General features: G+C 67.0%; 11 protein-coding genes. 5 read left to right on the top strand and 6 right to left on the bottom strand.

Annotation, left to right across the window (positions count from 1 at the left end; genetic code table 11):
- Positions 1-2 precede the first annotated feature (2 nt).
- From AC3ANU_RS05555 to AC3ANU_RS05540, 4 genes are all read right to left on the bottom strand, one after another.
- Positions 3-938 carry an FAD binding domain-containing protein gene (locus AC3ANU_RS05555; protein WP_018769705.1) on the bottom strand — a complete coding sequence of 312 codons (936 nt, stop codon included), beginning with the start codon at positions 936-938 and terminating at the stop codon, positions 3-5.
- A complete protein-coding gene (locus tag AC3ANU_RS05550; protein WP_018769704.1) occupies positions 929-2,146 on the bottom strand; it encodes an XdhC family protein in 1,218 nt (405 codons plus the stop codon). The genes AC3ANU_RS05555 and AC3ANU_RS05550 overlap by 10 nt, the downstream gene beginning before the upstream one ends.
- 99 nt (positions 2,147-2,245) lie before the next feature.
- Positions 2,246-3,775 (bottom strand): NCS2 family permease, encoded by a 1,530-nt coding sequence (locus AC3ANU_RS05545; RefSeq protein WP_488315611.1) that lies wholly within the window; start codon positions 3,773-3,775, stop codon positions 2,246-2,248.
- A 14-nt stretch (positions 3,776-3,789) separates the two neighbouring features.
- Positions 3,790-4,284, bottom strand: coding sequence for a nucleoside deaminase (locus tag AC3ANU_RS05540; RefSeq protein WP_018761064.1), 495 nt, complete (start codon positions 4,282-4,284; stop codon positions 3,790-3,792).
- 385 nt (positions 4,285-4,669) lie between these two features.
- Here AC3ANU_RS05540 and AC3ANU_RS05535 point away from each other — a divergent pair, with 385 nt between their 5' ends.
- Both AC3ANU_RS05535 and ligD read left to right on the top strand, forming a co-directional pair.
- A complete protein-coding gene (locus AC3ANU_RS05535) occupies positions 4,670-6,046 on the top strand; it encodes an 8-oxoguanine deaminase (protein WP_488315610.1) in 1,377 nt (458 codons plus the stop codon).
- Between the two features lie 39 nt (positions 6,047-6,085).
- Positions 6,086-7,330, top strand: coding sequence for a non-homologous end-joining DNA ligase (gene ligD, locus AC3ANU_RS05530; protein ID WP_488315609.1), 1,245 nt, complete (start codon positions 6,086-6,088; stop codon positions 7,328-7,330).
- 18 nt (positions 7,331-7,348) lie between these two features.
- Here the strand turns inward: ligD and AC3ANU_RS05525 are convergent, their stop codons facing one another.
- Positions 7,349-7,531, bottom strand: a complete 183-nt coding sequence (locus AC3ANU_RS05525) for a hypothetical protein (protein WP_488315608.1) — start codon at positions 7,529-7,531, stop codon at positions 7,349-7,351.
- 348 nt (positions 7,532-7,879) lie between these two features.
- On the opposite strand from AC3ANU_RS05525, the gene pucL reads away from it, so the two are divergent.
- Positions 7,880-8,788 carry a factor-independent urate hydroxylase gene (gene pucL, locus AC3ANU_RS05520; RefSeq protein ID WP_026264395.1) on the top strand — a complete coding sequence of 303 codons (909 nt, stop codon included), beginning with the start codon at positions 7,880-7,882 and terminating at the stop codon, positions 8,786-8,788.
- 152 nt (positions 8,789-8,940) lie between these two features.
- Complete coding sequence (locus AC3ANU_RS05515; RefSeq protein WP_488315607.1) at positions 8,941-10,446, top strand: nucleobase:cation symporter-2 family protein; 1,506 nt, start codon at positions 8,941-8,943, stop codon at positions 10,444-10,446.
- 88 nt (positions 10,447-10,534) lie between these two features.
- On the opposite strand, the gene AC3ANU_RS05510 is transcribed toward AC3ANU_RS05515, so the two are convergent.
- Positions 10,535-11,290, bottom strand: coding sequence for an IclR family transcriptional regulator (locus tag AC3ANU_RS05510; protein ID WP_483687199.1), 756 nt, complete (start codon positions 11,288-11,290; stop codon positions 10,535-10,537).
- Between the two features lie 221 nt (positions 11,291-11,511).
- On the opposite strand from AC3ANU_RS05510, the gene AC3ANU_RS05505 reads away from it, so the two are divergent.
- Positions 11,512-12,957, top strand: a complete 1,446-nt coding sequence (locus tag AC3ANU_RS05505) for an NAD-dependent malic enzyme (protein WP_488315606.1) — start codon at positions 11,512-11,514, stop codon at positions 12,955-12,957.
- Positions 12,958-12,964: the final 7 nt, after the last annotated feature.

Here is a 12,964-nt window from a genome sequence, read left to right as displayed (position 1 = left end):
GCTCAGGCCCCTTTCGAAAGAGTTGTGGGCCCGGGCCCCGGCATCCCGCCGGTCCGGGGCGGCCAGAAGTCCCCGGACACAGCCAGTCCCGGCGTTCCCTGCGGCGCTGCCAGCTCGCCGCGGATTTCCTCGGCCAGCCGGTACGTCATGTCGCGGCGCCAGGCGGGCAGCCCGTGGATGTCGTCGTGGTAGAGCTCCGCCGGAATATGGTCATCGAGTCCGGCCGCCAGCCGGTCCGCGTCCGGCAGCGCGTCGAAGCGCAGCTGCACGGGCCGCTTGGTGGCGGCGGTGACGGTCAGCACCAGGGAGGTGCCGCCGTCGAGCCTTCCAATGAGCAGCACGCCGGACCGGCCCAGGTTGCTCAGGGACAGGCGGCGGAACGCCACGCGGGCGGAAAGGGCCGACGCCGGGAGGTGGACGCTGCGGAGCAGCTCACCGGGTGCCAGGGCGTTTTTCGCGTCGCCGGTGATGAAGTCCGCCACCGGAAGGGTGCGGCTGCCGCCATCCGGTGCGATGAGGGTGGCTGTGCCGTCCAGTCCGGCGCAAAGCGAAATGACGGGCCCGGCGGGCAGCGAGGTGCAGAGGTTGCCGCCCACGGTGGACATGTTCCACACCTTGAAGGAAGCCACGAAGGAGTCACAGCATGCCCGGACCAGGTCCAGCGCCCGCCAGCCGCGGTCCGACACATCCGGAAGCCCGGGAAGGCTGTACAGCCCGGCGATGGTGCAGGTGGCGGCAAGCTCGATCCCGTCGTCGGTGACGGTGATGGGCGTCCAGCCTGCGGCGCCGAGGTCCAGGAGCCGTTTGAGCGGCTGGGGCCCGAAGGCGTAGCTGCCGTAGGAGAAAAGGACCGTCCCGCCGGCAAGCCAGGCGTCGCCGTCGCGCCATTCCGCGGGGTCGGTGGTGCGGACCACCGCTTCAATGGTGTTCATGTCCATGCAATCTCCTGCTTGTCAGAGTCTGTAGGCGCCGGCGTGGGCGCGGGGTGGGGGTGGATGGTGCCGGAGGTTTCGCGCAGCGGCAGGCAGCTGGCGGCGCGGTTGCGGGCAGCGATGATTTCCGCGGTGATGGACACCGCCACTTCGGCGGGGGTGGCGGCACCAAGGTCCAGCCCGATGGGTGAGTGCAGCTGGGCGATCCGCTCCGGCGGGACACCCGCGCTGAGGAGTTCGCCCACCCGCTGGAGGTGGCTCCGGCGGGAGCCCATGGCGCCAACGTAGGCGAGGTCCAGGGCCAGCGCGGCTTCCAGCAACGGGATGTCGAACTTCGGATCATGGGTCAGGACGGCGGCCACGGTGCGGTGGTCCGTCCTGCCCGCAGCCGCTTCCGCCGCCAGGTACCGGTGCGGCCACTCGGCCACCACCTGGTCGGCGGCGGCAAAACGGGGCTGCCTGGCGAAGGCGGGCCGGGCATCAACCAGGGTCACGTGGTAGCCCAGCAGCTTCGCAGCCGGTACCAGCGCCGCGCCGAAGTCGTTGGCGCCGAACACCAGCATCCGCGGCGGGGCCAGCCGCGACTCCACGAGGACGGCGGACCCGTCCATAGGCTGCGCTGTCCGGTCTGGCAGACAGTCCCCTGCCCCGGGAATACTGACCAGTCCGGTGCCACCGAGGCGCAGGATGGCCTCCACCTGCAGTGCCGCCTCCCCCTGGAGGAAGGACAGCTCCGGGGATGCGGCCACGCCGGCCGTGGCGGGATGGTGCAGTACGACGGCGGCGCCTCCCGGGCTGCCCAGCAGCCGTACCAGGGCCATGGGTTGGTCCGGGCCGGGTTCGGCGAGTTGCAGCAGGGCGGTGCGCAGCGGATGGGCGGGTTCGGCCGGAACCGCGGCAGGCACCGGCTGGATGTGGATGTCCAGCCGTCCCCCGCAGGTGAGCCCGGCGGCGAAGGCGTCGGCGGCACTGAACCCGTAGGACTCAAGGCGCGGGCCGCCGTCGTCCATTGCCTCCTGGGCGAGCACCACCACGGCGCCTTCCACGCAGCCGCCGGAGAGGCTGCCCAGCACCTCGCCGGATTCGGTGACCAGCATGGATGTTCCCACCGGCCGGGGCACGGAACCGGACGCCGCCACGATGGTGGCAACGGCGAACTGCCCGTCTGCAAGCCGGTGCAGCCACGGGCCCAGCGAAGGGATCAGGTCAAGCATGGCGGCACTCCTTCTTCCGCGCGGCGGTGGTGTCCATTGTCGGTCCTGGCAGGGGCCGGGCCAAGGGTTGGCCCGGCCCCCGGTGTGGCTGGCGCAAGCTCAGCCTCCGAGCAGGTGGTTGATCGGACCGCGGGCGAAGTACACCAGGAACCCGATGCTCACCACCCACATCAGCGGATGGATTTTCTTCGCCTTGCCTGACGCAGCCCCGATGACGGCCCAGCTCACGAAGCCAACACCGATGCCGTTGGCGATCGAGTAGGTCAGCGGCATGGTGACGATGGTCAGGAATGCCGGCAGGGCCACGGTGAACTTGGTGAACTTGATCTCCCGGATCTGGGCCATCATCATGGCGCCCACCACCACCAGGGCGGCGGCCGCGACTTCGAGCGGCACCACGCTGGTGAGCGGGGTGAGGAACATTGAGCCGAGGAACAGCAGGCCGGTGACCACTGATGCCAGGCCCGTCCGGGCGCCTTCGCCGATCCCTGCCGCGGAGTCGATGTACACCGTGTTGGAGGAACCTGAGGTTGCTCCGCCCGCCACGGCGCCGAAGCCTTCGACGATGAAGGCGGCTTTCAGCCGCGGGAACGTGCCGTCCTTGTGTGCGACGCCTGCGCTCTTGGCCAGGCCGGTCATGGTCCCCATGGCGTCGAAGAAGTTGGTGAACACCAGCGTGAACACCAGCATGGTGGCCGCAAGTCCGCCGATCCGGCTGAACGAACCAAAGAGGTCGAAGTGCCCCACCAGCCCCAGGTCGGGTGCGGAGACCAGCTGGCCGGACAGGACAGGGGTGTTCAGGTGCCAGCCGCCGGGGTTGGTGGTGCCGGCAGGACCCAGTTTCATGATGGCTTCCACGACAGCGGCCAGCACGGTGGTGCCGACGATGCCGATGAGCAGGCCGCCCTGCACCTTGCGCGCCACGAGGATCCCCATGGCCAGGAGGCCGACGACGAACACCAGCGTTGGCACCGAGGTGATGGAGCCGCCGTCGCCCAGTTGGACCGGCGGACCGCCCGCCGTGGGCCGGACGAAGCCGGAGTCGACGAATCCGATGAAGGCGATGAACAGGCCGATGCCCACGGTGATGGCGGCCTTGAGTTCCTTGGGAACGGCCCTGAAGATCGCGGTCCGGGCGCCGGTGACGCCGAAGAGGACGATCAGGATGCCGTTGATGACCACCAGCCCCATGGCCTCGGGCCAGGTGACCTCGTGGATCACCGAGACGGCCAGGAAGGAGTTGATGCCCAGTCCGGCGGCGAGCCCGAACGGCAGGTTGGCGATGAGGCCGAAGAGGATGGTCATGACGCCGGCGGTGAGGCCGGTGACGGCACCCACCTGGGACGCGGAGAGCCAGCCGCCAGCCACATCGGTGGGTGCGTTGTCCGCGCTGAACCCGCCCAGGATGAGGGGGTTCAGGATGACGATGTACGCCATGGTGAAGAAGGTGACCAGGCCGCCCCGGAATTCCCGGGCAACGGTTGAGCCACGGCGGGTGATCTGGAAGAAGCGGTCCAGGAAGGATCCCGACGCCGGCGGGCCGGGTACGGATGGGGTACGCGGCGACCGCCGCGAGGTGCTGGTGGTTGGAGCCGGATGCTCCTCGTGGGAATGGTCCAGGATGGTCATCTCAGCCGCCCGGCCTAGTAGTCGATCCTGGATTCGAGCGTGTTCCAGGTATTGAACGGTTCCAGCGGTGCGGGTGCCTGGGGATCGCCCAGTTCCAGCTTGGATACCGGCATCAGGGAGTCCCTGTCCTGGTTTTCGAAGTATTCGTAAAAGACGGCGTCGTCGAAGCCCACAGAGGCGGCATCGTGCCGGTCGGCGGCGTAGACCACCCGGTCAACCCGGGCCCAGAGGGCGGAGGCGAGGCACATGGGGCATGGCTCGCAGCTGGTGTAGAGGACCGCACCGCTGAGGTCGAAGGTGCCGAGTTCGCGGCAGGCGGTGCGGATGGCGGTGACTTCGGCATGGGCCGTGGGATCGTTGTCCGCGGTGACGCGGTTGACGCCGTCGAACGTTTTGCCGTCCGCGGTAACGATCATGGCGCCGAAAGGGCCGCCGCTGTTCAGGACGTTGGCTGTTGCCAGCCGGATGGATCTGGCCAGGAACTGCTCGGCCGTGACGGTGGTACTCATGATGCGACTTCCTTTTGCCGGGAAGCCTGATGCCGTGCAAGGACCAGTAGAACCAGGTGCGACGGTTACCAGGCTTCAGCATGTGCTGCGAAGGTTAAGTTGCGCCTGGTAGATAGCTTCCCGGGTTCGGGTGCCCGCCTTTGGCAGAATCGAGATTAGCACCGGTTTGTGGCCCGCGCCATAGTTTTCTGGAAATTTAATTTCGCTATGTGAAATCCATGTTTCAGTCTGCTAACCCCCGCCAGTCACATCCCGCCGGTATTGACGCCCTGCGCCCGGGCTGGCTAGTCTCATCGGATCCGCGGCCCGCCGCGGCCACCTGGATCAGCAGACAGGGCCTCACTGAGCTGGAACAATTGCCACCGCGCTCAGGACAGGAAAACCCATGCACCAGCCCGCACCATCACCCGCACCCCGGCTCTGGATCCGGAATCCGCAGGCCGCGTTCACCGCCAACAACCTTGACGCCTCCGGCGGGATTGTCATCAGCGGCGGCGTCATCACCGAGGTCCTGGCCGCCGGACAGATACCGTCCGAACCCTGTGCCGAGACGTTCGACGCCGGCAGCCACGTGCTGCTGCCGGGACTGATCAACACGCACCACCACTTCTACCAAACCCTCACCCGCGCCTGGGGTCCGGTGGCCAACGCCCCGCTGTTCCCCTGGCTGCAGAACCTCTATCCGGTCTGGGCCCGGCTCACACCCAAGGATGTGGAGCTCGCCGCCACCGCCGCCCTCGCGGAGCTGCTGCTCAGCGGCTGCACCACCGCCGCCGACCACCACTACCTCTTTCCCGCCGGCTTGGAAGACGCCATCGACATCGAGGTGGCGGCCGTGCGCCGGCTGGGCATGCGGGCAACACTCACCCGCGGCTCCATGACGCTGGGAACGGACGACGGCGGCCTGCCGCCGCAGTCAACGGTCCAGGCACCGGAGGTGGTTCTGGCGGACAGCGAACGGCTGATCGGCGCGTACCACGAGCGTGGGGAGGACGCCGTCATCCAGATCGCCCTGGCGCCGTGCTCGCCGTTCTCCGTCACGAAGGAAATCATGGCCGAGAGTGCCGCACTCGCCGAACGGCTGGACGTCCGGCTGCACACCCACCTGGCCGAAACCCTTGACGAGGAAGACTTCTGCCGGGAGATGTTTGGGCTGCGGACGGTGGACTACCTGGAGAGCGTGGGCTGGCTGACGGACCGCACTTGGCTGGGGCACGGGATCCACTTCAGCGACGCCGAAATCGGCCGCCTCGGTTCGGCGGGGACCGCGGTCGCCCACTGCCCCACGTCCAACATGCGGCTCGCCTCGGGCACTGCCCGGGTCCTGGAACTCGAGGACGCGGGCGTTCCGGTGGGGCTGGGAGTAGACGGTTCGGCGTCGAACGATGCTTCCAACATGATCCTGGAGGCCCGGCAGGCGCTGTACCTCCAGCGCCTCCGCTACGGCGCTGATGTCCCCGTGGAGCGGGCACTCGGCTGGGCCACCCGTGGTTCGGCCGCAGTGCTGGGACAGCCCGGGCTTGGCCAGCTGGCGCCAGGGATGCAGGCCGACCTTGCCCTGTTCAAGCTCGATGACCTGCGCTTCTCCGGCAGCCACGACCCCGTCGCCGCCCTGTTGTTGTGCGCCGCCGACCGCGCCGACCGCGTGATGGTGGGCGGCCAGTGGCGCGTCGTGGATGGGCAAATCCCCGGCCTGGACATCGCCGGGCTCATCGCGGAGCACTCAGCGGCGGCCAAGCGCCTGGTAAACGGGGGCCGGTGATCGGCTGACACGGGTCCGGGCCACTGCTACCGTGGCGGCATGACTCCGTCAAAGACGCCGGCCGAGGTCCTGGATATCGAAGGTGTTGAGGTCCGGATCTCGAGCCCGGACAAGGTGGTGTTCCCGGACCCCGGGCTGACCAAGCTGGACCTGGTGCGGTACTACCTGGCCGTGGCGGACGGGGCGCTGCGCGGCGCGGGTGGCCGGCCGATGGTGCTCAAACGGTTTCCCAAGGGCATCGACGCCGAGCCGTTCTTCCAGAAGCGCGTGCCGGAGAACCACCCGCCCTTCGTCGGCACCACCACGCTGCATTACGCGTCCGGAACGTCGGCCGAGGAAGCTGTCATCCGGGATGCGGCGGGCCTAGCCTGGGTCATCAACCTTGGCTGCCTGGACCTGAATCCGCATCCGGTGCGGGCCGAAGACCTGGAGCACCCGGACGAACTGCGGGTGGACCTCGATCCGATGCCCGGCGTGGATTGGTCGCAGATCGTGGACGTCGCCTACGTGGCACGGGAGGTCCTGGCCGACGCGGGGCTGGTGGGCTGGCCGAAGACGAGCGGATCACGGGGACTGCATATCCTGGTGCGCATCGCCCCGCAGTGGTCGTACCGTGATGTCCGGCTCGCCGCCGAGACCCTTGCGAGGGAGGTGGAAAACCGTGCGCCCGGCCTCGCCTCGGCACGGTGGTGGAAGGAGGAGCGCGGCGAGAGCGTTTTCGTGGACTTCAACCAGAACGCGAAGGACCGCACCGTGGCCTCCGCCTACTCGGTCAGGCCGCTGCCGGACGCCCGGGTGTCCGCGCCGCTCACGTGGGAAGAGGTCCGCACCGCCCGGCCGGCGCAGTTCACGGTGCAGACGGTACCGCAGCGCTTCGCGGACATCGGCGATCCGCATGCCGGAATCGATGACGCGGTGGGCGCACTTGACGGGCTCCTCGCCCTGGCCGAAAAGCTAGGCCCAGCAGAGAAGGCGCCCCGCAGCGGCAACGGAACCGGCCGCCGGCAGTCGCTCATGCCGCTTATCGAGGTTGCCCGGACCAAGACCAAGCCCGAGGCGCTGGCAGCCCTTGACCAGTGGAAGGCCCGGCATCCCGCAGCGGTTGGCGCGCTCCAGCCGGCCGACGTCCTTGTGGACGGGATGCGCGGGTCCAGCTCGCTCTGGTACCGGGTCCGCGTCAACCTCCAGCACGTCCCCGAGGACGAACGCCCTCCGCAGGAAGACCTCATCGCGGACTACGACCCCTGGGCAGGCAAGCAGTGGCCGGGACGCCCCGGCTCCTGAGCCTTGCCGCTACTGCCATCAGCGCCGGCCAAATACCGGCAGCGCGTGGACCCAGCGCGAGAACAGCCCGCGTTCGTGGTGCCGTTCTTCCGGCACAAACAGGTCCGGGTCGATCCCGCCGCCGATCGGGAGGTAGAACTCCTGCGCGCCGGCTCCGGCGGCCGGGGCGGCCGGCATGGGAGGGGTGTCCTGCTGGTACATCGAAACCTCCTAATTTCGTAATGCGGAAAGCAAATTCTACTTTGTGAAAGTTTAGGATCAACGCGCCGGGCCGTCAACAGTCGCTCGGGAACCCCCGCCCGGGCAGTCCGGTCACAAACTGAATTTTGGGGTTGTGATGTACACCACCGGCCGGCGGGGGTACGCTGGTAGGCAACTCGTGGCGCACGTCACGTAACCTGGGAGCAGCAGGCAGGGTCGTAATGAGCTGGCATCAATGGATGCCGGCTCTTTTTTGTTGGGTCGGCTCCACCGGAAACGCGCTTGAAACGCGCGCTTAATTTCAGTGATGGAACCTTGGTTCCACTTACCGGAGATTGGGAAAAGACCATGAGCAGCAAGATCATTCTCGGCGAAAACCAATACGGCAAGGCCGAAGTCCGCGTCGTCAAAATCACCAGGGACACCAACCGCCACGAGATCGAAGACCTGAACGTCACCTCGCAGTTGCGGGGCGACTTCGCCGCGGCCCACCTTGAAGGCGACAACGCCCACGTGGTGGCCACGGACACCCAGAAGAACACCATCTACGCCTTCGCCCGGGACGGCATCGGTTCGCCCGAGGCCTTCCTGCTGCGGCTCGGCGAGCACTTCACCTCCAGCTTCGACTGGGTCACCGGCGGCCGCTGGGAAGCCGAATCGTACGCCTGGAACCGCATCCAGGCGCACGGAAGCGAACACGACCACTCATTCGTCCGCAACGGCCAGGAAGTGCGAACCGCGGTCCTGGTCCGCGACGGCGCCGCCACCCACCTGATCTCCGGACTGAAGGACCTGACCGTCCTCAAGTCCACAGAGTCCGGCTTCGTGGGCTACCCCCGCGACCGCTACACGACCCTTCCGGAGACCACCGACCGCATCCTCGCCACGGACGTATCGGCCCGCTGGCGCTTCAAGGCAGGCACGGACTTCAGCAGCCTGGACTTCAACAAGAGCTACGACGACGTCAAGGGCCTCTTGCTCGAAGGCTTTACGGAGAAGTACTCCCACGCACTGCAGCAGACCCTGTTCGACATGGGCGCAAAGGTGCTGGAGGCGCACAGCGAAATCGACGAGATCAAGTTCTCCATGCCCAACAAGCACCACTTCCTGGTGGACCTCTCCCCGTTCGGCCTGGACAACCCCAACGAGGTCTTCTTCGCCGCCGACCGGCCGTACGGCCTGATCGAGGCCACCGTCCAGCGTGATGACGCAACTGCCGCACCCGCGGCGTGGTCGGGCATCGCCGGCTTCTGCTAAGACGCCACGCCCATGGCTTCGACAGGCTCAACCATCAGTGGTCGAGCCTGTCGAAGCCAAACCCGGCACCACTCCCGCATCTTCACAGCACCTGTTAGCCAGACACCAGTTAGCCAGACGATGACGTCTGCCATGAACCAAGAAAGTCTGCCATGAACACCAAGAAGAAACTGGTCCCCGCAGCCGCCGGCAAAGGCGCACGGACGGCCCGCCCCGAGGACCAGCGGCTCCCGATCGGAAGCATGTTTGCCTACGGCTTCCAGCACGTCCTCACCATGTACGGGGGCATCATCGCCCCTCCCCTGATCATCGGCGCGGCCGCCGGGATGAACTCGCAGGACATCGGCCTGCTCATCGCAGCCTGCCTGTTTGTCGGCGGCCTGGCCACCATCCTGCAGACCGTCGGCATCCCGTTCTTCGGCTCGCAGCTGCCGCTGGTGCAGGGCGTCTCCTTTGCCGGCGTCTCCACCATGGTGGCCATCGTCCACGGCGGAGGCGGCATCCAGGCCGTCTTCGGTTCGGTCATCGCAGCCTCCCTGATCGGGCTGCTGATCACGCCACTGTTCTCCAAGATCATCCGTTTCTTCCCGCCGGTGGTCACCGGCACGGTGATCACCACAATCGGCCTAACGCTGATGCCGGTGGCCGCTAACTGGGCCATGGGCGGCAACAACAAGGCCCCCAACTACGGCAGCGTGGCGAATATCGGACTCGCTGCAGCGACCATGGGCATCGTCCTGCTCCTCAGCAAGGTGGGCAGTGCAGCCATCTCCCGGCTGTCCATCCTGCTGGCCATGGTCCTGGGCACGGTGATCGCCATCGTCTTCGGCCTGGCCGATTTCTCCAAGGTGGGCCAGGGCGAGATTGTCGCCTTCCCCACCCCCTTCGCCTTTGGGCCGCCAACCTTTGAAGTCGCCGCCATCATCTCCATGCTGATCGTCATCCTGGTTACCCTCACCGAAACCTCGGCGGACATCATCGCCGTGGGCGAGATCGTAGGCACCAAGGTTGACTCCAAGCGGATCGGCAATGGCCTTCGTGCCGACATGCTGTCCAGCGCTGTCTCCCCGCTCTTCAACTCCTTCACCCAGAGCGCGTTCGCGCAGAATGTGGGCCTGGTGGCCATCACGGGCGTCAAGAGCCGGTTCGTGGTCAGCGCCGGCGGCGTGATCCTGGTGGTCCTGGGCCTGCTGCCCGTCCTGGGCCGCGTGGTGGCAGCAGTACCCACCCCCGTCCTGGGCGGCGCCGGGATCGTGCTCTTCGGCACGGTTGCCGCCAGCGGCATCCGGACGCTGTCCAAGGTGGACTACAAGAACAACATGAACCTGATCGTGGTGGCCGCCTCCATCGGCTTCGGGATGATCCCGATCGCAGCCCCCACCTTCTACGACCAGTTCCCGTCCTGGTTCGGCACCATCTTCCACTCCGGCATCAGCTCGGCCGCGGTCATGGCCATCCTGCTGAACCTGCTGTTCAACCACCTCCGGGCCGGAAACTCGGACAACCAGTCCGTGTTCGTGGCCGGCACCGAGCGCCTGGTGCGCGCCGAGGACCTCCGCTGCCTGGCCGAGGGCGACCGGTTTGAAAACGGCAAGCTCATCGACTGCGACGGCAAGGAAGTCCCCATCCAGTCATCTGAGAAGGCGTCGGAGCATTAATTTTCCCTGCAACAGACGACGGCGGCCCCTCCCGAACGGGAGGGGCCGCTTAGTGTGTGGTTTTGGAAGTCGGCGCCGCGCGGGTGCCTCAGGTGCGGTTGAGTTCGCGGGAGATGGCCTCGGCGGCTTCACGGAGGATGGGAACGGCTTTGTCGGCGAAGTCCTCATCCACCCGGGATACCGGGCCGGAGACGGAGATGGCGCTGGGCGTGGGGGCATTTGGTACCGCCATGGCGAAGCAGCGGACACCAAGTTCCTGCTCCTCCTCGTCAATGGAGTAGCCACGCTCGCGGATGAGCTTGAGGTCGGCCAGCAATTCATCCACATCGCCGATGCTCTTGGGCGTCGGGGTGGGCATGCCGGCGCGGGCCACGATACCCCGCACGGTGTCGTCGTCGAGCTGGGCCAGGATGGCCTTGCCGACGCCGGTGGCATGGGTATGGGCGCGGCGGCCCACCTCCGTGAACATGCGCATGGAGTGCAGCGACGGCACCTGGGCCACATAGATCACCATGTCCGAATCCAGCACCGCCATGTTGGAGGTCTCTCCCAGCCGGTCCACCAGGATCTTCAACTGGGGCTGGGCCAAGGCGCCCAACTGCTTGTTGGCACCTTCGCCAAGGCGGATGAGCCGGGGGCCCAGCGCGTAGCGCCGGTTGGGCAGCTGGCGGATGTAGCCAAGCGACACCAGGGTGCGGAGCAGGCGGTGGATGGTGGGCAGCGGCAGGTCCGTGGAGGACGACAGCTCGCTGAGGGTGACGTCGCCGCCGGCATCGGTGATGAGCTCAAGCAGTTCGAAGACGCGCTCTACCGACTGCACCCCGCCAGAGGCTTTTTCTGCCATTCCGTTGTCTCCTATGGCTCGGAATCCGACAACTCTTATCCGCATCGTGAAAAGAGTTGCTTAGAACACCCAACATACAGCACAGCCACCGCCGCCGCGACGCGAAGGGACGGTCGCATTCGGAGGGGTTGTGTTTCCATAAAGTAGATAATAATATCCATAATACGAAAACATTCGGATTAGAGCAGAAGCCGGACCAGGCCCAAACAGGAGGACATTCAATGGCGAACCCCAGCCCCGGAAATTCGATCACCCTGCGCGTGGAAGCACCTTCAAGCTTCAACGCCACCAGCGAACTCGCCGCAGCCGTCGGAGCAGCCGGCGCGGCCATCACGGCACTGGACGTCACCGAGTCCCACCACGAGACCCTCGTCGTCGACGTCACCTGCAACACCACCGACGACGACCACGCCGCACGCGTCAAGGACGCCCTCAACGCCCTTGAGGGCGTCACGGTCCAGCACGTCTCGGACCGCACCTTCCTGATGCACCTGGGCGGCAAGCTCGAAGTCGTTCCCAAAGTCCCGCTGCGCAACCGCGACGATCTTTCCCGTGCCTACACGCCCGGCGTCGCCCGCGTTTGCCTGGCCATCGCCGAGGATCCCGCCGCTGCCCGCAACCTGACGGTCAAGCGCAACACCGTGGCAGTGGTCACCGACGGTTCCGCCGTGCTGGGCCTGGGCAACATCGGCCCCGCCGCGGCCCTGCCGGTCATGGAGGGCAAGGCCGCCCTCTTCAAGCAGTTCGCCAACGTGGACGCCTGGCCCGTGTGCCTGGATACCCAGGACACCGAGGAAATCATCCGCACCGTCAAGCTCCTGGCACCCGTCTTCGGCGGCGTGAACCTGGAGGACATCGCCGCCCCCCGCTGCTTCGAGATCGAGGCCCGCCTGCGCGAGGAACTGGACATCCCGGTCTTCCACGACGACCAGCACGGCACGGCCATCGTGACCCTCGCTGCCCTGGTCAACGCCCTGCGCGTGGTGGACAAGAAGATCGCGGACGTGAGGATCGTGGTGTCCGGGGTCGGCGCCGCCGGCTCTGCCATCATCCAGCTGCTCAAGGCCCAGGGCGCCCGGCACATTGTGGCCGCGGGCCGCTCCGGCGCCATCCATAAGGGTGAGGCGTACAACGATCCGCACCGCACCTGGATCGCGGAAAACACCAACCAGGAAGGGTTCGCCGGCACCCTGCACCAGGCCTTGGTGGGTGCTGATGTCTTCATCGGCGTCTCCGCCCCGAACATCCTGGAGGAGGAACACATCGCCTCCATGGCAAAGGACGCCATCGTCTTCGCCATGGCCAACCCCACCCCCGAGGTGGACCCCGCCGTCGCATCCCGGCACGCCGCCGTCGTGGCCACCGGCCGCAGCGACTTCCCCAACCAGATCAACAACGTCCTGGCCTTCCCCGGCCTTTTCCGCGGACTCCTCGACGTGGGGGCAAGCGACATCACCCCGGAAATGCTCGTGGCCGCCGCGGAAGCAATCGCCAACCGGGTGAATGATAATGAGCTCAATGCCAGCTACATCATCCCCAGCATCTTCGACCCGCACGTGACCGCCAACGTCGCGGCAGCCGTCGCGGCCGCGGCTCACGCTTCAAACGTGGCAACGGCTGCCGGACCGGCCGATTCCGCCGCGGAGCCAGCACTGGCCTCCGCCTGACCGCCCG

The organism is Arthrobacter sp. SDR-2R (assembly GCF_057747955.1).
The sequence above is the reverse complement of the archived record's forward strand: the minus strand, read 5'-3'. Positions and strand labels throughout refer to the sequence as shown.

Coding starts and splice junctions, on each gene's coding strand:
- AC3ANU_RS05515 (WP_488315607.1), top strand. CDS start 8,941: ATGAACACCAAGAAGAAACTGGTCCCCGCAGCCGCCGGCAAAGGCGCA.
- AC3ANU_RS05505 (WP_488315606.1), top strand. CDS start 11,512: ATGGCGAACCCCAGCCCCGGAAATTCGATCACCCTGCGCGTGGAAGCA.
- AC3ANU_RS05545 (WP_488315611.1), bottom strand. CDS start 3,775: ATGACCATCCTGGACCATTCCCACGAGGAGCATCCGGCTCCAACCACC.
- AC3ANU_RS05550 (WP_018769704.1), bottom strand. CDS start 2,146: ATGCTTGACCTGATCCCTTCGCTGGGCCCGTGGCTGCACCGGCTTGCA.
- AC3ANU_RS05555 (WP_018769705.1), bottom strand. CDS start 938: ATGGACATGAACACCATTGAAGCGGTGGTCCGCACCACCGACCCCGCG.
- AC3ANU_RS05525 (WP_488315608.1), bottom strand. CDS start 7,531: ATGTACCAGCAGGACACCCCTCCCATGCCGGCCGCCCCGGCCGCCGGA.
- pucL (WP_026264395.1), top strand. CDS start 7,880: ATGAGCAGCAAGATCATTCTCGGCGAAAACCAATACGGCAAGGCCGAA.
- ligD (WP_488315609.1), top strand. CDS start 6,086: ATGACTCCGTCAAAGACGCCGGCCGAGGTCCTGGATATCGAAGGTGTT.
- AC3ANU_RS05535 (WP_488315610.1), top strand. CDS start 4,670: ATGCACCAGCCCGCACCATCACCCGCACCCCGGCTCTGGATCCGGAAT.
- AC3ANU_RS05510 (WP_483687199.1), bottom strand. CDS start 11,290: ATGGCAGAAAAAGCCTCTGGCGGGGTGCAGTCGGTAGAGCGCGTCTTC.
- AC3ANU_RS05540 (WP_018761064.1), bottom strand. CDS start 4,284: ATGAGTACCACCGTCACGGCCGAGCAGTTCCTGGCCAGATCCATCCGG.